The organism is Paraburkholderia sp. RL17-368-BIF-A, from assembly GCF_046054045.1.
In the GTDB taxonomy this organism is placed as follows: domain Bacteria; phylum Pseudomonadota; class Gammaproteobacteria; order Burkholderiales; family Burkholderiaceae; genus Paraburkholderia; species Paraburkholderia graminis.
Window position 1 is genome coordinate 35,436 of sequence record NZ_JARESN010000014.1, and the last position, 21,857, is coordinate 57,292.

Here is a 21,857-nt window from a genome sequence, read left to right on the forward strand (position 1 = left end):
CTCCATCACAAGCGGGGAGCAAGATAGATCACCGCATAGATCGGCAACCAGCTCAGTACGACGAAGTACCAGTACAGCGCGTTCTCGCTGACATCGACGAAACGCTTTCCTTCGAATGGTCCGGTGAATAACAGCACGGCGAGGACCGCGGTGTCGACGGCGTCGGTAATCAGGTGAGTGGTGTGCAGACCGAGCAGCAGCCACACGACGGAGCCATACGCGTTCGCATACCAGCTCACGTTGAGCGCCGCGAATTCGAAGCCGCGAATCACGAGGAACACGACGGCGAACAGCAGACACACCGCGAGCCACAGCCGCGCGCGGCCGCGCTGCTCGCAGTCGGCGGCGCGCTTCGCGAGTTGATTCGGCCACATGCTCAGCAACAGTACCGCCGTGTTCACGCTGCCCCACAGCAGCGCGGGCGGCGCCGCATCGAGCGGCCAGTGCGCGGTGAGGCTGCGCAGATAGAAGTACGCCATTGCCGCGATGGCGAACACGGTGCCTTCTATCAGCATCAGGCATACGGTGCCCCACCACATCAGGCTGCGATGTCCGAAGCCGAAGCTCGGCAAATGACGCACGTCCAGCATCAACGCAGGCGCGGCGCCCTGTTGGTCCAACGCCGCATTGCCGGGCACCTTGCGCAGTTCCGTCATGGCCGTTGCTCCAACTGAAGCGCGCGCCGGTTTTGCCCGCGATTCGGCCAGAACCAGCCGATCATCGCGACGATCACGGGCACCGAGCCCCACACCACGGCCCACGGCGAAAAGATCGAGCCGATGAACAGCACCGTGGTCGCCACCGCGCTGATAAACGGCCAGATCGACGGCGACGGAAACAGCAAGCGCAGGTCGGGCAATGCATCGAGTGCAGTGGTGGACAGCACTTCGCGCGACTCGGCCGCGAGCCCGCTGACATGCGTCGGCTGCGCGCCTGGTTCCCACAGCGGATCGCGTCCGTGAACCACCGGCAACGCGTCGAAATTATGCGGCGGCGGCGGGCTCGCGGTGCTCCACTCGAGCGTGCCCGCGCCCCACGGATCGGCGCCCGCAATTGCACCATGCCGATAGCTACGGAGCACATTGACGATAAAAACCAGCACGCTGACGGCGATGGTTATCGCGCCGATCGTCGCCGTCATGTTCAGGCCGTCCCAGCCCATTGCGTGCGGATACGTCCACACGCGCCGCGGCATGCCGTGCAGACCGAGGATGTGCATCGGAAAGAACGTGACGTTAAAGCCGATAAAGAACAGCCAGAATTGCAGGCGTCCGAGCGTCTCGTTCAGCATTCGGCCGGTCGCTTTCGGAAACCAGTAATAGAACGCGCCGAAGAGCGGAAACACCGCGCCGCCAAGCAGCACGTAATGCAGATGCGCGACGACGAAGTACGTGTCGTGCACCTGCAGATCGAGCGATACCGAGCCAAGCATCACGCCCGTCATTCCGCCGAGTACGAGAATGAAGAAGAAGCCGAGCGCGAACCACAGGGGCGTCTTCAGATTGACGCGCCCTGTCCAGAGCGTCGCGATCCAGCAGAAGATCTGCACGCCGGAGGGAATGGCGATCATCAGGCTCGCCGCGGTAAAAAAGCTCTTGCCGAGCGCGGGAATGCTCGTCGCGAACATGTGATGCACCCACAGCCCGAACGCGAGAAACGCGGTGGTGATGAGTGCGAGCACCATCGCCGGATAGCCGAAAATGGGGCGGCGCGCGAACGTCGGAATGATCGACGATAGAAAGCCGAGCGGCGGAATAAAGATCAGGTACACCTCGGGATGGCCGAAGAACCAGAACAGGTGCTGCCACAACAATACGTCGCCGCCGCGCGCCGCGTTGTAGAAATGCGTGCCGACGAGACGGTCCAGAATCAGCGCGGTACTGCTCAGCATCACCGCCGGCATCGCGAACAGCACCATGAATTGCGTGATCAGCGTGGCCCACACGAAAAGCGGCATGCGGTTGAGCGACATGCCCGGCGCGCGCATCTTGAAGATGGTGGTGATGAGCACCACCGCTTCGAGCAGGCCGGAAAGTTCGGTGAAAGTGATCATCTGCGCCCAGATGTCGACGCCTTTGCCGGTCGAATAGTCGGGTCCGGCGAGCGGCACGTAACTGAACCAGCCGGCGTCGGGGCCGGCGCCGAGCAGAAACGCTACATACAGCGTCGCGCCGCCGAACAGGAAGACCCAGTACGCGTAGGCGTTCATCCGCGGAAAGGCGACGCTGCGCGCGCCGATCATCAACGGTACGAGCCAGCCGGCGACGGCCTGCATGACCGGCACGGCGAACAGAAACATCATCGTCGTGCCGTGAATCGTGAAGAGCTGGTTGTACAGCTCCGGGCCGACGAGGCGATTGCCGGGCCGCGCGAGTTGCAGGCGCATCGCAAGCGCGAGCAGGCCGGCAAGCAGGAAGAACACGAAGGTGGTGATGACAAAGCGCCGCGCCACGGTCTTGTGATTGATCGCCGATAGCCGGCCGAGCCAGCCGGGCGGATCGCTCCAGGTGCGCGCGAGTGCCTCGGTGATCTGCTGTCCGGCAGCGGGACCGTCCACCAGATGCTCGATCGGGCGCGCGGAAGCGGAATGACGTTCGCTCATTGAAGGGTTCTCATCCATGCTACAAGCGCATCGAGGTCCTGCGCGGATAACTGGCTCGCCGGCATCGTCGTGCCGGGCTTCATGCTGCCGGGCGCCCTGATCCACGACGCCAGGTTGGCAGGCGTGTTTTCGAACGTGCCGGCGCCGAGCATCGGGCGGCTCATGACGTGCGTGAGGTCGGGCCCGAGCACGCCGTGCGCGGAGGTGCCGCGCACGGTGTGGCAGCCCGCGCAGTTGCCGGTCGTGAAGAGGCGCTCGCCCTGTGCCTGCAATGCGTTGGCCGGCTGCGGCGCGGGCGCCCGCTGACGCGCGAGCCACGCGTCGTACTGGGCGGGCGGCTCGGCGACCACGGTGAACGCCATCAACGCATGTTCGAGGCCGCAGAATTCGGCGCACTGCCCACGGTAGGTGCCGGCGCGGTCCGCCCGGAATTCGATCGTCGATTCGCGGCCCGGTATCATGTCCTTCTTGCCGTGCAGGTTCGGCACCCAGAACGTGTGGATCACGTCGTCGGCCTTCAGCGAGATCACCACCGGCCGTCCCACCGGAATGTGCAATTCGTTGGCGACGGCGAATCCGCCGCCGCGCGTGTCGTCCGCGTAGCGCGCTTCCCACCACCACTGGTGCCCGGTCATCTCCAGATGGACGGCGTCCGCGACGGGCAATCGCGACAGCGCGCGATCGGTCGCGATGTCGGCGACCAGCAGACCAAACAGCAGTACGACCGACGCAATCGACGCCGCGCCGACCACGCGGCGCACGCGTTTCTCCGGACGCTCGAGCGGGCCCAGGTCGGGGTTGGCATCGCGGCTCACGCGCGGCGCGCGCGCCATTGCGACGAGCAGCGCGATCAGCACGGCCGCGAAAACGAGCGAGCAGACCGTGAGCGTCAGCGTCCAGAGCGTGAAGATGTGCGACGCCTGCACGCCTGCCGGGCTGAGCGCCTCATGGGCGGGCGTGGCCCGTGCATTCAGCGTTGCGCTGCAGCAGCAAAGCGCGGCGATCCGCAGCAGCCACGAGGCATGCCGCTGCTTTCCAGCAGGGTTGTCCAGCCGGCGTCGAGATGCTTGGCCTGTGTGCATGCTTGCGCGAGGTGGCGTGATGGTGGGGACGTTTGCGACTGGCTAGCAATCGCTGTACCTCGCGCGAGCCCGCGCCGGCGGCGCTTTCAAACGCTTACAGAAGTCGCGCCCGTCTTACTTTAATGAGCGGCGAGAGCGCTTCATATCGCCGGCGTTCGCTAATAAAATGTTGCGATGCGCATGAGGCCGCAGAGCCCCGGCTTGCCGCTGCTTTATGTGCGAAAGAACAGAAAACCAGTACAAGAACACGGGGTGCGCCGTCTCCGGCGCATTGAATCGCAGGCCAGGTCCTCGGCCTATTGTCCAGGAGCAGCTTGATGGCGCATGCATACGAGCCGGATGACATCGTTCAGAACTGGGCGAATATATGGCTTCAGTCTTTGCGCGACTATGCGGTGATCGGCCTGTCGGAAGACGGCCGCATTCGCTCGTGGAATCCGGGCGGAGAAGCCATTCACGGCTATAGCGAAGAAGAAGTGATCGGTCAGCCGCTCGACATCTTCTATAGCGCCGAGCAGCGCGCCAAAGGTCTGCCGCAAACGGCGCTCGCCACGGCGCGCCGCGAAGGCCGCTTCGAGGGTGAAAGCTGGCGGCTACGCAAGGACGGCAAGGCGTTCTGGGCGAGCGTCGTTCTGACCGCGCTGCGTTCGTCCGACGGCGCGCTGCTCGGCTTCGGCGAGATCGTGCGCGATATGACCGACAAGAAAGCGGTGCATGACGCGGTGCTCGAAAGCGAGCGGCGGTTCCGGCTGCTCGTCGACGGCGTGACGGATTACGCGATCTTCATGCTGTCGCCGGAAGGCCGCGTGACGAACTGGAATTCGGGCGCGCACCGCATCAAGGGCTATGCGGCGAATGAGATCATCGGCTCGCATTTTTCGCGCTTCTATACACCGGAAGATGCCGCGCGCGGACTGCCGCAGCGCGGCCTGGAAGCCGCCGCCCGCGACGGCCGCTTCGAATCGGAAGGCTGGCGCGTGCGCAAGAACGGCTCGCGTTTCTGGGCGCATGTGGTGATCGACGCGATCCGCCACAACGGCACGCTGGTCGGCTTCGCGAAGATTACGCGCGACATCACCGAGCGAATGGAAGCGACGCGTTTGCTCGAAGAGACCCGCGTCGCACTCGTGCAGTCGCAGAAGATGGAAGCCATCGGCAAGCTGACGGGCGGCGTCGCGCACGACTTCAACAATGTCATGCAGATTTTGCGCGGCAACCTCGAACTGCTGGAAAGCCGCCATAAGCGCGACGGCTGGACCCGTGAGCGTCTCGACAAGGCGATCGACGCCGTGGAGCGCGGCGCGAAGCTCGCGTCGCAACTGCTCGCGTTCGGGCGTCAGCAGCCGTTGCGGCCGATCGTGATCAATCTCGCTTCCGCGATTCGCGGCATGGACGACCTGCTGCGCCGCGCGCTCGGCGAGACCGTCGAGATCGAAACGGTGGTGGCGGGCGGCCTGTGGAATACGCTCGTCGACGTGCATCAAATGGAGAACGTGATCCTCAATCTCGCGATCAATGCGCGCGACGCGATGAAGGAGGGCGGCAAGCTGACCATGGAAGTGTCGAACGCGATGCTCGACGACCATTACGTCGCGGGTTTTCCCGACGTGCCCGCGGGCCAGTACGTGATGCTCGCCGTGACCGATAGCGGCACGGGCATGCCGCCCGAAGTCGTGCAGCGCGCGTTCGATCCATTCTTCACGACCAAGCCGGAAGGCGAGGGCACGGGCCTGGGTCTGAGCATGGCCTACGGCTTCGTGAAGCAGAGCGGCGGTCACATCCGGATTTACAGCGAGGTCGGACACGGCACGACGGTCAAGATCTATCTGCCGCGTTCGATGGAAGAAGCGGTCGAGGCGCCGGTTTCGCAGCCGGTCACGCTGCTCGGCGGAACGGAGACGATCCTCGTCGTGGAAGACGACAAGGACGTGCAATCCACCGTGGTCGATACGCTCTCCGGTCTGGGCTACAGCGTGCTGAAGGCGAACGACGCCGAGCAGGCTCTCGCCGTGGTGCGCAGCGGCGTGCATATCGACCTGCTGTTTACCGACGTGGTGATGCCCGGCCCGCTGCGCAGTCCGGCGATGGTCGCGCAGGCAGTGCAGATGTTGCCGCGTCTGAAGGTGCTTTTTACATCGGGCTATACGCAAAACGCGATTGTGCACGGCGGGCGGCTCGACCCCGGCGTCGAGTTGCTGAGCAAGCCGTATAGCCGCGAACAACTGGCGTACAAGATCCGGCAGATACTCGGCGTTGCGCCGCTCGTGCGCACTACCAACACCAATACCAACAGCGTTAGCAATGCGCACATGAACAGCAATAGCAACAGCAGTAGCAGCAGCCGCGGCCACGAAACGCAGCAGCCGGCGGGCGGCGAGACGAGCCTGCGCCTGCTGCTGGTCGACGACGACATCGACACGTCCGAGGCCATCGGTGAATTGCTGAAGCTCGTCGGCCACGATCCGGTTGTCACCGGTTCGCCGCAAGAGGCGTTGCGCCTGCTTGAAGCGCAACCATTCGACGTGCTCATCACCGATCTGTCGATGCCTGTTATGCCGGGGCTCGAGTTGGCGCAACGCGCCACGCAATTGCGGCCCACGCTACGGGTTATTTTTGCGTCCGGCCACGAGATGCCCGCGGTCGACACCTTGCCGTTTCGCTGGGGAGCGCTTCGCAAGCCGTATAGCATCGACGAATTGAGCGCGATGCTGCGCGGCTTCGACGACTAGCGGGACCGCACGCGACCTGTCAGCGTCCAAAGGTATTGCACGTGAATCTGAACTGAGCGACTGCGGCGGCGGCGTCGCGTTTGCCGCGTTGCCGCAGTTCGTCTGCGAGGAGCTTCTGGAAGACGGCCGCTTCCTTTTCGCCGTACAGTTGGCAGAACTCGGTCAGCGTTTCCGCAATCGCGCGCCGTTCGCTTTCGCGACTCAATGTGCTGCTGATATGCGAAGACCCGCGCGCGAGTTCGAGCACGTACGCAAGACGTGCATTCGCCGCGGCGGCGCCGGCTGTTTTTGCCTTCGGCATGGGTTCTCTCACTATTTTTATTGATGTACGGCGAGGCTGGCTCGCCGGTATCGCGTGGTGACAGACGTTGCTTTGAATCTATCGTTTGAATTTATCGCGCGATGCTGAAGGAAATCTTAAGGCTGGTCTCTAGCGGCCACCGGACCTAGCTTCTGTCTACCGGCGACGCGTCGACGCGCGACTGGCTGCGCATATCGCGTAGAGCGTCTTCTGTGCCGCGCCGGATCGGCGGCAATCCGCTGATTTTTTCGGCCAGCATCCGCTCGTACACGCCGAAGTGCAGGTCCACTTCTTCTTGCGTCACGACGGTCACGAAGATGCGCACTTGCGAGGGCAGCAAGCCGAGCACGGTGGCAATCGCGGCTTCCAGTTGCGGAGCGCACAGCCGGTCTTCCGCGAAGGTCGTTCCGACCGAGACGTCGTAGGTTTTCTCTTCTCGCACCGCAACATCCACGAGGCGCGCGCGGGCGCTCATGTTGTTCTCTATCGCAATCCGTATCACGTCGACGGCGGTTCGCATTCCCTCGGTGGGAAACCCTCTTGGCGAGCGCAGGCACACGCGGTGACGTCCAAGAGTGAGCCAGTCTGAATCGAATTCCATGCCTTTTCTCCGACACTTTTTGATCTCGCACAACTATGTGGCTGCGCCGCTATTTTTCAAGCCCGGAAATTTGCGTGAAGGGTCTTGAAATCGTTGCGCGCGGATTTATTTTAGAAGTCGTTCAGTGAGTTGCGATCATGCAGACGCGCCGTTTTTGCAATGCGCTGCGTGTTCGATTTGTCTGTCAGGGGCTGCGGGCAGGCGGAGTGCAGTGTGCAGTGCCGTCCTCTCCTCGCCCCGGTACTACCGAGGAGGAAACGATCATGAGCGACCTTTACTTCGCGACCGACCTGTTCAGCCAGTTCGACCGTCTGCAGCAGCAGATGTCGGCGCTGTTCGGCGGTTTTCCTTCGAGCATCCGCTCGAGCCGCCTCGCGGCTTTTCCGCAAATCAATATCGGCACCACCGACGATTCCATTGAGATCGTCGCGTTCGCGCCGGGCATCGATCCGTCGCAACTCGACGTGTCGATCGACAAGGGCTTGCTGACGATTGCCGGCGAGCGCAAATCCATCGCGCCGGAGGCGGACGAGTCGACCCGTCAATACGCGCAGGAGCGTTTCACCGGGTCATTTCGCCGCGTGATCGAATTGCCGCAGCAGGCCGATCCCGACAAGGTGGAAGCCCGCTATACGAACGGCTGCCTGTCGATTAGCGTCGGCAAGCGCGAATCGTCCAAGCCTCGTGCAATCGCCATTCAGTGATCTCACCGATACCGATGATGGAGGGAATCATGAACGATACGACCGATGTAGTTCAGAAGGAGCAGCAGCCCGTCGCGCGCGGCGAGCGCGAACCGGCCGAGCCGCGCACGACGCTTACGCCGCCCGTCGACGTGATCGAGAACGCGCATGGCGTGACGCTGTGGGCGGATCTGCCGGGTGTGTCGAAAGAGAAGCTGGAAGTGCGCGTGCACGACGGCAATCTGCATATCGAAGCGGAAGCGAGCGTGCCGACGCGCGCCGGCTTGCGTCTGCAACACGCGGAAATCCGCGCGCCGCATTTCTCGCGCTCGTTCACGCTGAGTGCGGAATTCGACACGTCGAAGATCGAAGCGAACCTGCAGGATGGCGTGCTGAAGCTCGTCATTCCGCGGCGCGAAGAAGCGCGGCCACGGCGGATTGAGGTGAACGTCGGCTAATGGCAATGCCGCGGCCCGTGCGTTAGGGCCGCGGTTTGTGTCCGTTGGATGTTTAGCCGCATACCTGCTGTGCGTCGGCATCGCTGTCCGACGCCGGCACGGCCGCGCGCGTGCCCGCGACGATGCGCTCGTACACGCGCAGATAGTCGTCGGCCATGCGCGCGGCCGTGAAGCGCGCGTCGAAAGCGCGGCGGCATTGCGCGCGATCCAGTTCGCCGATGCGCGCGACTGCCTGCACAGCCTCTTCCACGTTATCGACGATAAAGCCGCTGACGCCGTGCTCCAGCACCTCGGGCACGGCGCCGCGTCCGAATGCAATGACCGGCGTGCCGCATGCCATCGCCTCGATCATCACCATGCCGAACGGCTCGGCCCATTCGACCGGAAAGATCAGCGCGCGTGCATTCGCGATCAGTTCCTTGCGCAATGTTCCGCCCACTTCGCCGAGATAGTCGGTGAAGTCGCGCGAACGTTCGAGCAGCGGCTCGATTTGCTCCGTGAAGTACTCGCGCTCGCCGGGGTGAACCTTGCCGGCCATCTTCAACGGCAGCCCCGCGCGCCTTGCAATTTCGACGGCGAGATCGGGCCGCTTGCCGGGCATGATGCGGCCAAGAAAGAGCAGATACGAGCCCGCACGCGGCTCGAATTCGAATTCGTCGCGCGGCAGGCCGTGATGGATGGTCGCTTGCCAGTTCGCGAAGGGCACGGGCTTGCGCTGGTCGTCGGAGATCGACACCAGCGGCGCCGACGCAAATTCGCGAAACAGCGGTCCGTGATCCACCGGCAGTAATTGCCCGTGCAATGTGGTGAGCGACTTGCATGGCAGCGACCGCGCGAGCGGAAAGTGCAGCGGATCGCCGTGAAAATGCACGACGTCGAATTCATGCGCGAGATCCGCGACGCGCGCGAGCTGCCGCACATGATGCGTGAGCGTGTCCCACACCGCGCTATCGCGCCATAGTCCCCGCTCGCAGATCGGCACGAGCCGCGCGGCGGTGCGCGAATCCGCCGTGGCGAATAGCGTGAGTTCGTGGCCTCGTCGAACGAGTTCTTCAGTCAGGTAGGACACCACGCGCTCGGTGGCGCCGTAGGCGAAAGGCGGAACGCTTTCGTAGAGAGGTGCGACTTGAGCGATTCTCACAGGCAATCTTGTCATCAGGTTGGGTTGCGGCCGCGTCCGCGATAAGCGCGCACGCGGCCATCGCGACACGCTTTACGACTGGTCTTTTTTCACTTCCGACAAGTCACTTTCCTTCACTTCCGCTTGCCGGACAGTGGTGCCGTCTTCGCCGGTTTCCGACACATCGGTTTCAAATGTTCCTTCGCCGGAATCGTTTTGCGTGGACTCGTTGGATTCGTTCGGGTCGTTCGGTTTGGTTGCCATTGCGTTCTCCCTCGGTTGGTTGGAAGGCAAGTGCAATCAGCAAGGCACGGTCCCGAGCGGTGCGATGCGTGGGTCCGGCGTTCGCGTGCGAGGCCGCGAAAAATTCGTCTGCTTGACGCGCCGCGGCATGCGGGTTGCTGGCCTACCGGTGTCGCAACGAACATTGCGCCACCCTGGCTACCCCGTTCGAACAAGTGAGGAAACGCATGAAGAAGATGACAGTAATTGCACTAGCGTGCGGTTGTTTCAGCCTGGTTCCGGTCGCTGCTAACGCGCAGACAGAAGCCGCTTCCACCACCGCCGCGAATCCGCTCTCGCAGGTGGACAAAGACTTCGTTCAGGCCGCCTCGATGTCTTCGTCGACGGAAATCGACGCTTCGAAACTCGCGACCAGCAACTCCAGCGACAAGGACGTGAAGTCGTTCGCGCATCACATGATGATCGACCACACGAAGCTCACAGTCCAACTGAAGATGGCTGCACCGCACGGCGTTGAAGTGCCGAAGGACAATTCCGACACGAGCGTGCTCGACGCGCTCAAGCCGCTCAAGGGCAAGGAATTCGATCAGGCTTATATCCAGAAGCTCGGTCTTGAAGGCCACAAGAAGACGATCGCGGCTTTCGAAAAGGAAATTGCCGACGGGCAGAACGCGAAGCTCAAGCAGGCCGCGCAAAAGGCGCTGCCGACCATCAAGGAGCACTACCAGCGCGCCCAGCAACTGGCGTCGAAGAAGGGCGTCTCGGAGCAGTAACGCCTGCTTCCCGCCGATGGAGCCGCGCGAAGCGGCAAGCCCGCGCTCCGTCGACGCCGGCCTCGCGCAGCACGCCATGTGGCACGTGGCGTGCTGCGTTTGAATGGTAGTTTGAGTCGTAGCTGTAATGGCAGCCGAGGCCGGCCAGCCGGCTCGCTGCGTTCCGATCAACGCGTCAACTGACGGGAGAAGATCATGCCGCTGAAAAGAGGAACATCCAAGGAAACCGTCTCGCATAACATCAAGACCGAAACGAAACATGGCAAGCCGCGTAAGCAGGCGGTCGCCATTGCGTTGAACCAGGCCCGCAAATCGGGCGCGAAGATTCCGAAGAAGAGCGACAAGTAACGCGCCGAATGGCGCTCGACACGACGACACCGCAACCTCGGACGGGAGGCAACAGCATGGGCACGCAAGACAGTGAACCCACACAAAGCGGACAAGCTGAACAGGCAGGCGGATGCGCATGCGGAGCGGTGCGGTTTCGCGTCACCGCTCAACCGCGGCGCGTATCGCTGTGTCACTGCATGACGTGCCGCCGCGTTCACGGCAGCGCATTCGGCGCTTATGCGATGTTCGCCCGCGACGTTGTCGAATTCACCGGTCCCGTGCAGACCTGGCAAAGTTCGGCGGAAGGACGCCGATACTTTTGCCCGACGTGCGGGTCGGTGGCCTTCATGGAATATCTGGGAAGCGATGAACTGGACGTGCCGCTCGGCGCGTTCGATAACGTCGGGCTTTACGAACCTACTTACGAACTGTGGTGCCGCCGCAAGGAACCGTGGCTGCCTAAGGGCGTGCGTACCGAGTATGAGGAGGAAAGCCCTGAATAGTCGCTGAATAGTCGCGTAAAGCATGCAGTGCAGAACGCCGGTGCCTCCGGCCACTACTTTCGCAAACCAAGGAGCAGAGATGAGCGATCCAAAGCAATCCAATACACAACCTGGTAATCCGAAGAATGCGGGCAAGCAGAGCGGCCAGCAACAGCAGAACCAGCAGAAGACGCCGCAGCACCAGGGCGGACAACGTCAGCCCTGATTCGCTGTAGCAGGCTTGCCGGCGTTCGCTTTTGACACGCCGGCAGCCCGTGTGACGACAGAGCGCGGCGCGCATTGGATGCGCGCCGTGTCCGCGTATGCGCCATCGCCATGTGATTTTTTACAAGGCCCCTAACCAGTCGACGATAGCAATTGCAGGGATTGAGATGGTGAGAAGGAAGCTGCACTTTCGCAATAGCTCGCTGCGGGACTTCGCATCGCCCGACGGTGCGCCCACCACCGCGAGCGATTACAGGATCTACCCGACGTATCGACGCACGGCGACCGGCACGTTCACCGGCGACCTGAAGGTCGTGAGGACGACGGATGACCGCGTGATTTTCCCTTACGACGGCGCGCCGATGATCGGTCCATTCGAGACCGCGCTGGAAGCGCGCGAGGCTGCCGCGCGCAAGGGCGCGGAACTGGTCGCGGCGGATTTGCTGAACCCGGAGCCGTGAATGCGTGAAGCGAAGCGGGGCGCGCGGCGTGCGAGGCCGCGCATGAGATTGCAGGCGTGAGGCGCGGGATCAGGCGCGTTCGCTTTCCTTGGCTTCGGTTTTTGCTTCGCTTTTCGCTTCGTTGTTCCCCTCGTTCCGAGCCTTCTCCGCCGCGGTTTTCTCCACACACGCATCCACATCGACGCTCTCCCTGCCATGCGCGCCGACGCGGCTTGCCAGCCGCAGGTACGCGGCCGCGAGCCGCCGCAGATCGTCTTCTGAAGCGTCTTCGATACCGATCAACTGATTGTTCGCCGCCCGATGCGACGCGAGCAATTCGTTAAGTTTGAGATGCATTGCGACGCTGTCCTTGTTCTGGCTTTGCTGGATCAGAAAGACCATCAGGAACGTGATGATCGTGGTGCCCGTGTTGATGACCAGTTGCCACGCGTCGGAAAAATGAAAGACCGGTCCCGTGACGGCCCAAACGACTATCGTGATGAGCGCGAGGCCGAATGCGATGGGCGAACCCGCGATCCGCGTGACTGAACTGGCGAACACGTCGAATGCGCGCGTGACCGGATTGCGCGATGCGTACGCGGGGCTCGAGGTCGGCGGAATAGTGTTGATGCTGTCCGAGCTGGAGCGCGCTTCTGCTGGTCTCATGTTATTTCTCCCGGAATGATTCTATCGAACGCGCAGCACAGTTCGTGCCGGGTTCGCGCAAGCGGCTTCCGGTAATACGAAAAAATGCTTCAGCAGCACGAGCATCCGCCGCGATGGCGCATGCCGTAACTGCCCGCGTCGTCGCTCGAATCGGCTGAGCCGCCGCCGAGCGACGGCGCACCGATCACCACGCGCGCCGCAGCGTTTCCGCACTTCGGGCAGGGCGCGGGTTCATCGCGCTCGGCAATGCGGCGCGCCGTTTCGAAGTTGCCGCATTCGGCGCACTGGTAGTCGTAAACTGGCATGGGTGTCGATCTGCGAGACGAAAAATTTAAGTGCCGATCGCCGCGCGGGGCGACTGCGTCGTTTAGTCGACGCCGGCTTGCGATTGCTCCAGTTTAGCGCGCACGCGCGCGGCGAGTACTTCGGGAGAGAAGGGCTTTCTGATCACTTCCATGTCGGACGGCGTATCGCCCGGTGCATAGCCTGTGACGAGTATCACGGGCATCCGCGAATAGCGCTGTCTCACCGACTCGGCGACCTGGCGGCCGTTCAGCGCGCCGGGCAGGGCGACGTCGCTGATCAGCAGATCGAAACGCGCGCCCGCATGCAGCAGCCGCAGCGCCGCGGCTCCGCTGTCGGCCTCGAGTACGCGATAGCCCTGTTCCCTCAATTGCTCGGCGGTAACTTCGCGGACGATCTCTTCGTCCTCGACGAGCATGATGGTTTTGCCGGGGCCAGTGCTGTGCTCTTCGACGTCTTCGCGTTGCACGGAGGCCGGCATGTAGAGGCGCACCGTCGTCCCTTTGCCGACCGCAGTCTGCATCTGCACGATTCCGCCGGACTGTCTGACAAAGCCATATATCTGGCTCAGGCCGAGACCGACGCCCTGGCCCGACGGCTTCGTCGTGAAGAACGGCTCGAACGCGTGCTCCATGATCTTTTGCGACATGCCGGTGCCCGTGTCGGATACCGCGATGCAGCAGTAGCGCCCAGGCAGCGCGTCCTCGAAGTCGGCCACCTCCGCTTCGTTCAGGATCACTTCGCTTGTGCTGATGGTGAGCCAGCCGCCGTCCGGCATCGCGTCGCGCGCATTCACGCACAGGTTCACGAGCGCGCTTTCCATCTGGTTCGGGTCGCATTGCACGAGCCACACGCCGTCGCCGAGTTTCAGCTCGACGTTGATGCTCGCGCCGACCACGCGGCGGATCATGTCCTCCATGTCGTGCGCGATCGCGTCGAGGCTGACGAGCCGCGGCTCGAGCGTTTGCTGGCGAGCGAACGCGAGCAGACGGTGCGTGAGAGTCGCGGCGCGCACCGCGCCTTTTTCCGCGCGCTCGACGAGCGTGACGACGTCGCTTGGGCGGCCTTGTTGCATGCGCACGCGAATCAGGCCGAGACAACTCATGATCGCTTGCAGCATGTTGTTGAAGTCGTGTGCGATGCCGCCTGTGAGCTGGCCGATCGCCTTCAGCTTTTCGCTGTGACGCAGACGTTCTTCCGCACGCGAACGTTCGCGCGCTTCCACATGCAGCGTGTCGAGTGCCTGCTGCAATTCGGCCGTGCGCTCGTACACGCGTCTTTCGAGTTCCTCGCCGCTGCGTTCCAGCGCTTCGCGTATGCGAGCCTGGTCCTCGATATCCGTCGATGTGCCGAGCCACGTCACCGTGCGTCCTTCGGGGCGCACCGGCCTCGCGTGCGTCTGAAACCAGCGGTACGCGCCGTCCGCGCGACGGATGCGGTGCGCGACCGCATATTCGCCTTGCGCCTCACTCGAAGTCCATGCCGCCATGGTCGCGTCGCGGTCCTCGGGATGAATCGCATCGAGCCATCCGAGACCGCGGCTGTTCTTCTCCGGCAGTCCGCTGTATTCGGTCCATTGCGGACTGTCCCAGGTGCGCTCGCCCGTGCTCGTGCAGGTGAACACCAGTTGCGGAATCTGCGTCGCCAGCATGCGGTAACGCTCTTCGCTTTCGCGCAGAGAGGTCGCGTGCTTGCGCGTTTCCGCGGCGATGCGAAGCCGTTCGACCGCAGCGGCGAGCAGGTTCGCGTAGGAGCGCAGGAACTCGGTGTCCACGTCGCTAAAGTCACGCGGCTTGCGGCTGTCCACCTGCAGCACGCCATACGCGGGCCGGTCTTTTCCGCCAAGAATCACGACATTGATCAGCGCCTTCACGCCCGCATCGACGATGAACTGCGAGTAGCGGAAGCGCTTTTCATTGGCGATGTCGGGCGAGATCGCGGGCTTGCCGGTTTGCAACGCATAGCCTTCGGACGAACCGCGCTCGGCGCGCGCCCTGGCCTCGCCGACGACGCCCGGCGGCCAGCCGACTCCCGCGCGCACGACGAGCGTGACGCGGTCCTTCTGTAGTTCCATCACCTTCGCCATGTCGGTTTGCAGCGCTTCGGCCACGAGCCGGCAGGCCTCGGTGAGGATCTCGTCGAGATCGTCGGAACGCAACGCAAGCTCGCCGAATCGCGCCAGAATCGCTTGCTGGTTGACAAGAATGGCTTCGCGGTCCGCAGTGCTCACGGCAAGATCCTTTGCTTGCTTGCTTGCTTGAGAAGAAGAAACCGGGCCGCCCGTACCGCGGCGGCCCTATAGATGGCTGCAGCCAGATTCATTCCTGACACGGCGAAAGAGTGCGTTTGCATGCGACGCTGCCACGCGACGTGTGAACGCGCGCGAGGAACGCGCGATGCTGCACCGTCTGCCACCCGATGACGAACCTCAAGGAGATGCATATGGCGTCCAATAGCAATTCGACCAGTTCCAACGGCGGTCCGATTCGCAAATTCATCGATGTCCAGAAGGCGCTGAAAGGCGCCTCGTATCCCGCCGACAAGGCGAGTCTGCTGGACACCGCAAAAGGCAACGGCGCCGACGACGAAGTGCTCGACGCGCTCGAACGTTTGCCGGAACAGGAGTACGGCAGTCCGGCGGAAGTCTCGAAGGGCGTGGGCAACGAGTGACCTCGCGCGGCCGCGGCGTGCAAGGCCGCGGCCGCTGTCAAATCTGCAAGCGACGGAACGAACTACAAGCAGCAACGGTTCGCGTTGCGTCATGTTTGCGAAAGCTCCGCAAGCATCACCGACAGCGTGCCCGCCTCGTTCTGCACGCCCGCATCGAGATTGATCGCGCCCGGCGTCTCGGTTTCGATTGCACGCAACAGACGCGGCGTGAACGACGCGCCGAAGCGCGCGATCATTGCATCGCGTGCGCTGTCTTTGGCTTCGATGAGTTCGCGCAATTCGTCGAGCGGCAAGCCGACGAACAGGTTCAGCGGATAAGGCGGCGCGTCGGCATCGCCTGAGTCCTGATTAGCCGCGCGAATGCGCAGACCCGGCTGCAGATGTGCCGCGAATTCAGCCGTCACTTCGTAGTCAGGCGCAAAGTTGAGCGACGTCTTTGCCTCGCTCTCGAGAAAAGGCGCAACGCCTTCGAGGCGCGCAAGTTCTTCGTCGCTGAGCAGCATGATCGGTTCTCCTTTTAGTGGCATCGCCAGATTTGCTGGCGAGACTAGCTTCGCAGCAAGCCGCTTGCCGCGGTCGCGTGCGACCTGTCGCGCATACGTGCGGGCATGAGCGATGCTGCGCGTGGCTGACATCGACTAACCCAAGCCGTGCCTTGCGCGACGGCGAACCGAACGGTGCTACCATGCATTCGAATCTGAAAGGCGCGTTGCTGGCCGTATCGATTGCCGCGTTGGCAATGGGCGCGTCCGGCTGCAAGAAGGTCGACGACGCGAACAAGGACACCACGAGTTCCGCCAGCAGCGGTGTGATGAGCAATTCGGCGGGCGCGAATGGAACGAGCGGTGAGAGCGACGCCGCGAAACGCGCGAGCGATACGGCGGCGGGTGCTTCGGGCCAATCAGGCAGCGCGGCGTCCGCAGCCTCCGGGAGTCAATAACGCGTCGTCGTGTCAGTTAAATTGCAGGAGCGCCGCGCTCGGGCTCCGGTTTGCAAGGGACTTGTCATGAGTGAATCGACGCATCGGCCGTCATTGGGCGCGGCCGTCTATTACCAGGACCCGTTCGCCGCGCTCGAATGGCTCGAGCGGGCTTTCGGCTTCAAGCGGCAAATGGTGATTACCGACGACGCCGGGCAACTCGCTCATTCGGAAATGCGTTTCGGCGATAGCTACGTGATGATCAGCCGCGAATGGTCGGAAGACTCCGTGAGTCCTGTATCGGTCGGCGGGAAGAATACCCAATCGGTGCACGTGCAACTAAGCGAAGGCATCGACGAACATTGCGCCCGCGCGCGGGCCGAGGGCGCTGTCATCACGCGCGAGCCGGCGGATCAGTTTTATGGCGACCGTGTTTATGCAGCGCGCGATCCGGAAGGGCATATCTGGAGTTTCGGGCAGACCGTGCGCGCCGTTTCGCGCGAAGAAGCGGAGCGCGTGAGCGGCTTGAACATCGAAGGCTGGATATAGCGGGATATGCGTAACGAGCCTGAGATTAACCGCGCCGGTTCTGTTCCGATTCACATGCAACAACCCGCCGGCGTCAGTTTCCGTTTTGCAAAAGCGGACGATGCAGAAACCATTCGCGCGATCGAATTCGAAGCGGGCGCGCGCTTCGCGAGCGTCGGCATGACCGGCATCGCGGATGCGCCGCCGATGAGCCTCGCCGTGGTCGAGCGCAAGATTGCGGCGCAGGAGATTATCGTCGCGGTGGATAGCGATGGCACGCGCGCCGGATTCCTGATGTTCGAGCCGCAACCGGCGCGCATCTACATTCAGGAACTGGACGTATTGACCTCGCATGCGGGGCGGCGCATCGGCGCGGCGTTGATCGAAGAAATCGTGCAACTGGCGCGTTCGCGCGGGCTCATGCAGCTTGTTTTGTCGACGTATCGCGACGTGCCGTGGAATGCGCCGTATTACCGGCGACTCGGCTTCCGCGATATCGAAGGAGCGGAGCTTGATGACGCGCTGATTGCGCGGCGCGATGCGCATATTGCGCGAGGGCTTGATGAATCGAAGCGCGTTTTCATGCGACGCGATCTCGGTTGACGCGGTTTTTGACGTGCATGCTTTGCGCGACTCATAGAAAAAAACGGCGGGCGTCGCCGGAGTTTTGCACATGCTCCGATGACACCCGCCGCTCTTTGCTACATGTTTGCAGCAGCGAATCTTCTTGCTTTACTGCTTATTCCACCGCTTATTCCACAGTCTCCAGCGCCGGATAATCCACATAACCCGTCTCGCCACGAGCGTAATACGTAGCCGGGTCCGGCTTGTTCAACGGCGCGTTCGTCGCAAAGCGGCGCACGAGGTCGGGATTCGCGATGAACAACTGGCCCCAGGCCACCGCGTCGGCTTCGCCTGCGTCGAGTACTTGCTGCGCGGTTTCCTTCGTGAACTTTTCGTTCGCGATGTACGGGCCGCCGAATTCCTTCTTCAACTGCGGGCCAAGGCGATCTTCGCCCAACGCTTCGCGCGCGGCGATGAACGCGATCTTGCGCTTGCCGAGTTCGCGGGCCACATAGCCGAAGGTTGCCGCGGCATTCGAATCGCCCATGTCGTGCGAGTCGCGGCGCGGCGCCAGATGCACGCCCACGCGCTGTGCGCCCCACACGTCGATGCAGGCGTCGGTGACTTCGAGCAGCAGACGCGCGCGATTTTCGATCGGGCCGCCGTAGGCGTCGGTACGCTGATTGGTGCTGTCCTGCAGGAACTGGTCGAGCAGATAGCCGTTCGCGCCGTGCACTTCAACGCCGTCGAAGCCCGCTGCTTTCGCGTTTTCCGCGCCTTTGCGGAAGGCCTGAACGATGCCCGCGATTTCATCGAGTTCGAGTGCGCGCGGCGTCACATACGGACGCTCGGGGCGCACGAGGCTCACGTGGCCTTTCGCGGCAATCGCGCTCGGCGCGACCGGCAACTCGCCGTTCAGGAACAGCGGATCGGAAATGCGGCCCACGTGCCACAGTTGCAGGAAGATCTTGCCGCCGGCAGCGTGCACGGCCTGCGTGACGAGCTTCCAGCCTTCCACCTGTTCCTGCGACCAGATGCCCGGCGTGTCGGCATAACCCACGCCCTGCGGCGTGACGGAAGTGGCTTCGCTGATAATGAGGCCCGCCGTTGCACGCTCGGCGTAGTACTTCGCCATTAGCGCGTTCGGCACGCGGATTTCCTCCGCGCGCTGACGCGTGAGCGGCGCCATGATGATGCGGTTCGACAGCGTGAGGTCGCCAATTTGCAGCGGATCGAAAAGAGTCGGCATAAATATTCACCTTTGGCGGAGGCGCGGACGCCTTGCCGAAAAGAGTTGCGTGACAACAAGAAAGTGACGAAAGCGGCGATGCGGGACGACTCAGAGCTTCGAGTTCATATGCTCGAGAAACGCCTGAATAACGGCCTCGTTGCGTTTGAAGAACACCCATTGCCCCACACGTTTCGACGTGACCAGTCCCGCGCGCTGTAACGCGGCGAGATGGGCCGACACGGTGGACTGCGAGAGCCCGCAGCGCGCGTCGATCTTGCCTGCGCATACGCCGTGATCGAGCGGGAGTTCCTGATCGGCGAAGTGCGCATGCGGCTCGCGCAGCCAGCCAAGAATCTCGCGCCGCACCGGATTGGCGAGCGCCTTGTGTATCGCGTCCATGTCCGGCGCGATGGGGGTTCGTTTCATTCGTCAACTACCGTCATGCGGTTTCAATGAGCAGGCGCGCGGCGCGTTGATGCGTCGCGTTGCCTTACGTCTGCATCGCTACTGGACGAAGTATATATCGGATTTTGACGATATGCGTTGAGGCACTACTGGGGGTGGGGGAATGGATGAGGGCCGCCTATCAGGGCAGATTCTCGCGCAGCACGATGCTGAACTGCACCGGCTTCACGTCGCTCATCGCATCGCGCTTGTCGCGCACGTTGCGGAAAATACGCAGACAGTTTCCAACCATGGCCTGCGGAGTCTGCGTGATCAACGCGTCCATGGTCCCGTCGATTAGCAAGGCTCGCGTGTCCGGCGTCAGCCCATGCCCGACGAAAAGAATCTTCTGTTCCGAGCGCGCTTCGACGATTGCGCGCGCCACGCCATCCGATCCGCCGCCACTGTTGTAAATGCCGGCGAGGTCCGGATGCTGCTCGAGCAGCCTGCGCGTCTGCATATAGTTGCGCTCGCTATCGTCCTGTCCTTCGCGCAGTCCGATGACGCGCACTTGCGGAAAGGTGGATTCGATCAGATGAAGAAAGCCGATCTCGCGTTCTTCATGTCCGCGATAGTTGAGGCTGCCCGCTAGCATTGCGATCTTTCCGCTCGGCCGAGGACCCATGAAACGACCGAGCAACAGTGCCGCGGTGCGTCCCGCCGAACGATTGTCGATGCCCACGTAAGCGAGACGCCGCGCATTCGACAGATCCGAAATGAGCGTGATCGCGGGCACGCCCTGGTCGGCCAGCGCATTGACTGCATCGCGCACCACAGGATGCTCGAGCGCCATGAATACAACGCCATCCGCGCGTTGTCCGTAATGCAGCAGACGGTCGGCCAGTTCTTTAGGGTTGAAACTTTCGACGTAATGCACGCGGCACTTCATGTCGAGCGCATTCCATTGATCGTGCGCGAAGTCGATATAGTCGCCCAGCATATGCAGATAGCGATTCGTGCCGGCGGGCAGCAGAAACGCGATGCGCATGGGTCTGGAAGCGGCCGCAGCAGGCGCTTCCTGTGTGAGCAGATAGCCGAGTTGCGCGGCCGCCTCCAGCACACGCCGTGCGGTGACGGCGCGCACGCCTTCGCGCCGGTTGAGCACACGGTCCACCGTGGCAGTGGAGACGCCCGCAGCGCGCGCGATGTCCGGAATGCGGGCACGTGCGGCGGTGATGAGGTTAACCGGATCGGCCATAACCGTCCTTCGCAGATTGGAAGTCCATCAAAAACCATCAGGTTCGCGGTTTGACAGCGATTGCCGCGCACGCCTAGTCTTGCAGCTATCACACGACAGATCAACGCAGTCGATCGGAAGTCGGAGCGTTGCCAGCAGGTGATGATGTTTTTTGATGGATTCGTCAGTCACATCAATTATAAGCAAGGAGACACTCAAATGACCAACCTCGCGAGACGCGCATTGCTGCGTGCCGCAGCCGCCGCGCCGATGGCCGGCGCGCTCGGCTTTCCGGCGATCGTGCGTGCTGCATCCGGCCCGGAGTTCGTGTTCAAGTACGGCAATAACCTGCCGCTGACTCATCCATTGAACGTTCGGGCGCAGGAGGCGGCCAATCAGATCCGCGAGGCGTCGAAGGGGCGCATGGAGATCCGTATCTTCCCGAACAACCAGCTCGGCGGCGATACGGACATGCTCGCGCAGGTGCGCAGCGGCGGCATTGAGATGTTCACGCCCTCCGCACTCGTCGTATCGACGCTCGCGCCGTCGGTTGCGATCAACGCCGTCGGCTTTGCGTTCAACGACTACAACCAGGTGTGGGCCGCGATGGACGGCAAGCTCGGCGCTTATGTGCGCGCGGCGATGCAGAAGGCCGGACTGGAGTCGTTTGAAAAGATGTGGGACAACGGCTTTCGTCAGACGACCACCAGCAACGGACCGATCACGAGCGCGCAGACCATGCGCGGACTGAAGATTCGTGTGCCGGTGAGCCCGCTCAGCATCGACATGTTCAAGGGGCTCGGCGCCGCACCGACCAGTTTGCAATTCAGCGAAGTGTATTCGTCGCTGCAAACACATATTGTCGATGCGCAGGAAAATCCGCTGCCTATCGTGCAGGTCGCAAAGCTCTACGAAGTGCAGAAGTACTGCTCACTGACGAATCACATGTGGGACGGCTACTGGTTCGTACTGAATCCGCGCGCATGGCAGCGTCTGCCGAAAGACCTTCAAGGCATTGCGAGCGACGCGTTCAATCAGTGCGCGCTGAAGCAGCGCGACGATGTGCGCAAGCTCAACGACGCGGCGGTCGCCGATCTGCAAAGCAAGGGCCTTGCGATCAACCGGCCCGCGCCTGATTCGTTTCGCGCGGCGCTGCGTCAAGCGGGTTTCTACGCGCAATGGAAAGGCAAGTTCGGCAATGAGGCGTGGGACCTGCTCGAGCAATCGGTCGGCAAACTGGCCTGATGCAACACCGCGCGGGCAAGCATCGGACGACGCGCGGCGCA

General features: G+C 62.7%; 27 protein-coding genes. 13 read left to right on the forward strand and 14 right to left on the reverse strand.

Annotation, left to right across the window (positions count from 1 at the left end; all coding sequences use genetic code 11):
- Window positions 1-5 precede the first annotated feature (5 nt).
- From P0D87_RS22685 to coxB, 3 genes are read right to left on the reverse strand one after another with little or no spacing between them, the layout of a single operon-like run.
- Window positions 6-656: a cytochrome c oxidase subunit 3 gene (locus tag P0D87_RS22685; protein ID WP_006049367.1), complete on the reverse strand. Its 651-nt coding sequence runs from the start codon at window positions 654-656 to the stop codon at window positions 6-8.
- A complete protein-coding gene (gene ctaD, locus P0D87_RS22690) occupies window positions 653-2,602 on the reverse strand; it encodes a cytochrome c oxidase subunit I (RefSeq protein WP_053859457.1) in 1,950 nt (649 codons plus the stop codon). The genes P0D87_RS22685 and ctaD overlap by 4 nt, the downstream gene beginning before the upstream one ends.
- Complete coding sequence (coxB, locus tag P0D87_RS22695; protein ID WP_082367108.1) at window positions 2,599-3,684, reverse strand: cytochrome c oxidase subunit II; 1,086 nt, start codon at window positions 3,682-3,684, stop codon at window positions 2,599-2,601. The genes ctaD and coxB overlap by 4 nt, the downstream gene beginning before the upstream one ends.
- A gap of 317 nt (window positions 3,685-4,001) precedes the next feature.
- Here coxB and P0D87_RS22700 point away from each other — a divergent pair, with 317 nt between their 5' ends.
- Window positions 4,002-6,413: a hybrid sensor histidine kinase/response regulator gene (locus P0D87_RS22700; RefSeq protein ID WP_053859456.1), complete on the forward strand. Its 2,412-nt coding sequence runs from the start codon at window positions 4,002-4,004 to the stop codon at window positions 6,411-6,413.
- 19 nt (window positions 6,414-6,432) lie between these two features.
- Here P0D87_RS22700 and P0D87_RS22705 read toward each other — a convergent pair whose 3' ends face one another.
- Window positions 6,433-6,714, reverse strand: a complete 282-nt coding sequence (locus P0D87_RS22705) for a hypothetical protein (RefSeq protein ID WP_053859455.1) — start codon at window positions 6,712-6,714, stop codon at window positions 6,433-6,435.
- Window positions 6,715-6,859: 145 nt separating this feature from the next.
- Window positions 6,860-7,315 carry a hypothetical protein gene (locus tag P0D87_RS22710; protein WP_053859454.1) on the reverse strand — a complete coding sequence of 152 codons (456 nt, stop codon included), beginning with the start codon at window positions 7,313-7,315 and terminating at the stop codon, window positions 6,860-6,862.
- A 263-nt stretch (window positions 7,316-7,578) separates the two neighbouring features.
- Between P0D87_RS22710 and P0D87_RS22715 the strand changes: the two genes are divergently transcribed.
- Entirely contained in the window at window positions 7,579-8,019 is a 441-nt protein-coding gene (locus P0D87_RS22715; protein WP_006049373.1) for an Hsp20/alpha crystallin family protein, read from the forward strand.
- A 29-nt stretch (window positions 8,020-8,048) separates the two neighbouring features.
- Window positions 8,049-8,456 carry an Hsp20/alpha crystallin family protein gene (locus tag P0D87_RS22720; RefSeq protein ID WP_053859453.1) on the forward strand — a complete coding sequence of 136 codons (408 nt, stop codon included), beginning with the start codon at window positions 8,049-8,051 and terminating at the stop codon, window positions 8,454-8,456.
- Between the two features lie 52 nt (window positions 8,457-8,508).
- Here the strand turns inward: P0D87_RS22720 and P0D87_RS22725 are convergent, their stop codons facing one another.
- Together P0D87_RS22725 and P0D87_RS22730 are read right to left on the reverse strand one after the other, a co-directional pair.
- Window positions 8,509-9,597, reverse strand: coding sequence for a glycosyltransferase family 4 protein (locus tag P0D87_RS22725; protein ID WP_053860752.1), 1,089 nt, complete (start codon window positions 9,595-9,597; stop codon window positions 8,509-8,511).
- A gap of 72 nt (window positions 9,598-9,669) precedes the next feature.
- Window positions 9,670-9,840: a hypothetical protein gene (locus P0D87_RS22730; protein ID WP_006049376.1), complete on the reverse strand. Its 171-nt coding sequence runs from the start codon at window positions 9,838-9,840 to the stop codon at window positions 9,670-9,672.
- 206 nt (window positions 9,841-10,046) lie between these two features.
- Between P0D87_RS22730 and P0D87_RS22735 the strand changes: the two genes are divergently transcribed.
- The 5 genes from P0D87_RS22735 (at window position 10,047) to P0D87_RS22755 (ending at window position 12,090) form a co-directional block, all read left to right on the forward strand.
- A complete protein-coding gene (locus P0D87_RS22735; protein ID WP_006049377.1) occupies window positions 10,047-10,592 on the forward strand; it encodes a DUF4142 domain-containing protein in 546 nt (181 codons plus the stop codon).
- A 195-nt stretch (window positions 10,593-10,787) separates the two neighbouring features.
- Window positions 10,788-10,940: a DUF6496 domain-containing protein gene (locus tag P0D87_RS22740; RefSeq protein ID WP_006049378.1), complete on the forward strand. Its 153-nt coding sequence runs from the start codon at window positions 10,788-10,790 to the stop codon at window positions 10,938-10,940.
- A gap of 56 nt (window positions 10,941-10,996) precedes the next feature.
- Entirely contained in the window at window positions 10,997-11,425 is a 429-nt protein-coding gene (locus tag P0D87_RS22745) for a GFA family protein (protein ID WP_053860751.1), read from the forward strand.
- 79 nt (window positions 11,426-11,504) lie between these two features.
- On the forward strand, window positions 11,505-11,630 hold the full coding sequence (locus tag P0D87_RS22750) for a hypothetical protein (RefSeq protein WP_006049380.1): 126 nt from the start codon (window positions 11,505-11,507) through the stop codon (window positions 11,628-11,630).
- 166 nt (window positions 11,631-11,796) lie between these two features.
- Window positions 11,797-12,090: a DUF6723 family protein gene (locus P0D87_RS22755; RefSeq protein ID WP_029966222.1), complete on the forward strand. Its 294-nt coding sequence runs from the start codon at window positions 11,797-11,799 to the stop codon at window positions 12,088-12,090.
- 69 nt (window positions 12,091-12,159) lie between these two features.
- Here P0D87_RS22755 and P0D87_RS22760 read toward each other — a convergent pair whose 3' ends face one another.
- The 3 genes from P0D87_RS22760 to P0D87_RS22770 form a co-directional block, all read right to left on the reverse strand.
- The gene (locus P0D87_RS22760; RefSeq protein ID WP_006049382.1) at window positions 12,160-12,735 is read right to left on the reverse strand and encodes a low affinity iron permease family protein; all 576 of its coding nucleotides are present in this window, start codon (window positions 12,733-12,735) and stop codon (window positions 12,160-12,162) included.
- Window positions 12,736-12,824: 89 nt separating this feature from the next.
- On the reverse strand, window positions 12,825-13,040 hold the full coding sequence (locus P0D87_RS22765; RefSeq protein WP_053859452.1) for an FmdB family zinc ribbon protein: 216 nt from the start codon (window positions 13,038-13,040) through the stop codon (window positions 12,825-12,827).
- A 62-nt stretch (window positions 13,041-13,102) separates the two neighbouring features.
- A complete protein-coding gene (locus tag P0D87_RS22770; RefSeq protein WP_029966218.1) occupies window positions 13,103-15,268 on the reverse strand; it encodes a response regulator in 2,166 nt (721 codons plus the stop codon).
- A gap of 212 nt (window positions 15,269-15,480) precedes the next feature.
- On the opposite strand from P0D87_RS22770, the gene P0D87_RS22775 reads away from it, so the two are divergent.
- Window positions 15,481-15,708: a DUF2795 domain-containing protein gene (locus P0D87_RS22775; RefSeq protein WP_006049385.1), complete on the forward strand. Its 228-nt coding sequence runs from the start codon at window positions 15,481-15,483 to the stop codon at window positions 15,706-15,708.
- A gap of 89 nt (window positions 15,709-15,797) precedes the next feature.
- Here the strand turns inward: P0D87_RS22775 and P0D87_RS22780 are convergent, their stop codons facing one another.
- Entirely contained in the window at window positions 15,798-16,211 is a 414-nt protein-coding gene (locus P0D87_RS22780) for a hypothetical protein (protein ID WP_006049386.1), read from the reverse strand.
- A 182-nt stretch (window positions 16,212-16,393) separates the two neighbouring features.
- Here P0D87_RS22780 and P0D87_RS22785 point away from each other — a divergent pair, with 182 nt between their 5' ends.
- From P0D87_RS22785 to P0D87_RS22795, 3 genes are all read left to right on the forward strand, one after another.
- Window positions 16,394-16,648 carry a hypothetical protein gene (locus P0D87_RS22785; RefSeq protein WP_053859451.1) on the forward strand — a complete coding sequence of 85 codons (255 nt, stop codon included), beginning with the start codon at window positions 16,394-16,396 and terminating at the stop codon, window positions 16,646-16,648.
- Between the two features lie 66 nt (window positions 16,649-16,714).
- Entirely contained in the window at window positions 16,715-17,176 is a 462-nt protein-coding gene (locus P0D87_RS22790) for a VOC family protein (RefSeq protein ID WP_029966211.1), read from the forward strand.
- Window positions 17,177-17,230: 54 nt separating this feature from the next.
- Complete coding sequence (locus P0D87_RS22795; protein ID WP_053860750.1) at window positions 17,231-17,758, forward strand: GNAT family N-acetyltransferase; 528 nt, start codon at window positions 17,231-17,233, stop codon at window positions 17,756-17,758.
- 148 nt (window positions 17,759-17,906) lie between these two features.
- Here P0D87_RS22795 and P0D87_RS22800 read toward each other — a convergent pair whose 3' ends face one another.
- From P0D87_RS22800 to P0D87_RS22810, 3 genes are all read right to left on the reverse strand, one after another.
- Entirely contained in the window at window positions 17,907-18,968 is a 1,062-nt protein-coding gene (locus P0D87_RS22800; RefSeq protein ID WP_006049390.1) for an alkene reductase, read from the reverse strand.
- A gap of 90 nt (window positions 18,969-19,058) precedes the next feature.
- Window positions 19,059-19,376, reverse strand: coding sequence for an ArsR/SmtB family transcription factor (locus tag P0D87_RS22805; protein WP_053859450.1), 318 nt, complete (start codon window positions 19,374-19,376; stop codon window positions 19,059-19,061).
- Window positions 19,377-19,536: 160 nt separating this feature from the next.
- The gene (locus P0D87_RS22810; protein ID WP_053859449.1) at window positions 19,537-20,592 is read right to left on the reverse strand and encodes a LacI family DNA-binding transcriptional regulator; all 1,056 of its coding nucleotides are present in this window, start codon (window positions 20,590-20,592) and stop codon (window positions 19,537-19,539) included.
- A gap of 198 nt (window positions 20,593-20,790) precedes the next feature.
- Between P0D87_RS22810 and P0D87_RS22815 the strand changes: the two genes are divergently transcribed.
- Complete coding sequence (locus P0D87_RS22815) at window positions 20,791-21,816, forward strand: TRAP transporter substrate-binding protein (RefSeq protein ID WP_006049393.1); 1,026 nt, start codon at window positions 20,791-20,793, stop codon at window positions 21,814-21,816.
- The last annotated feature ends 41 nt before the right edge of the window (window positions 21,817-21,857 follow it).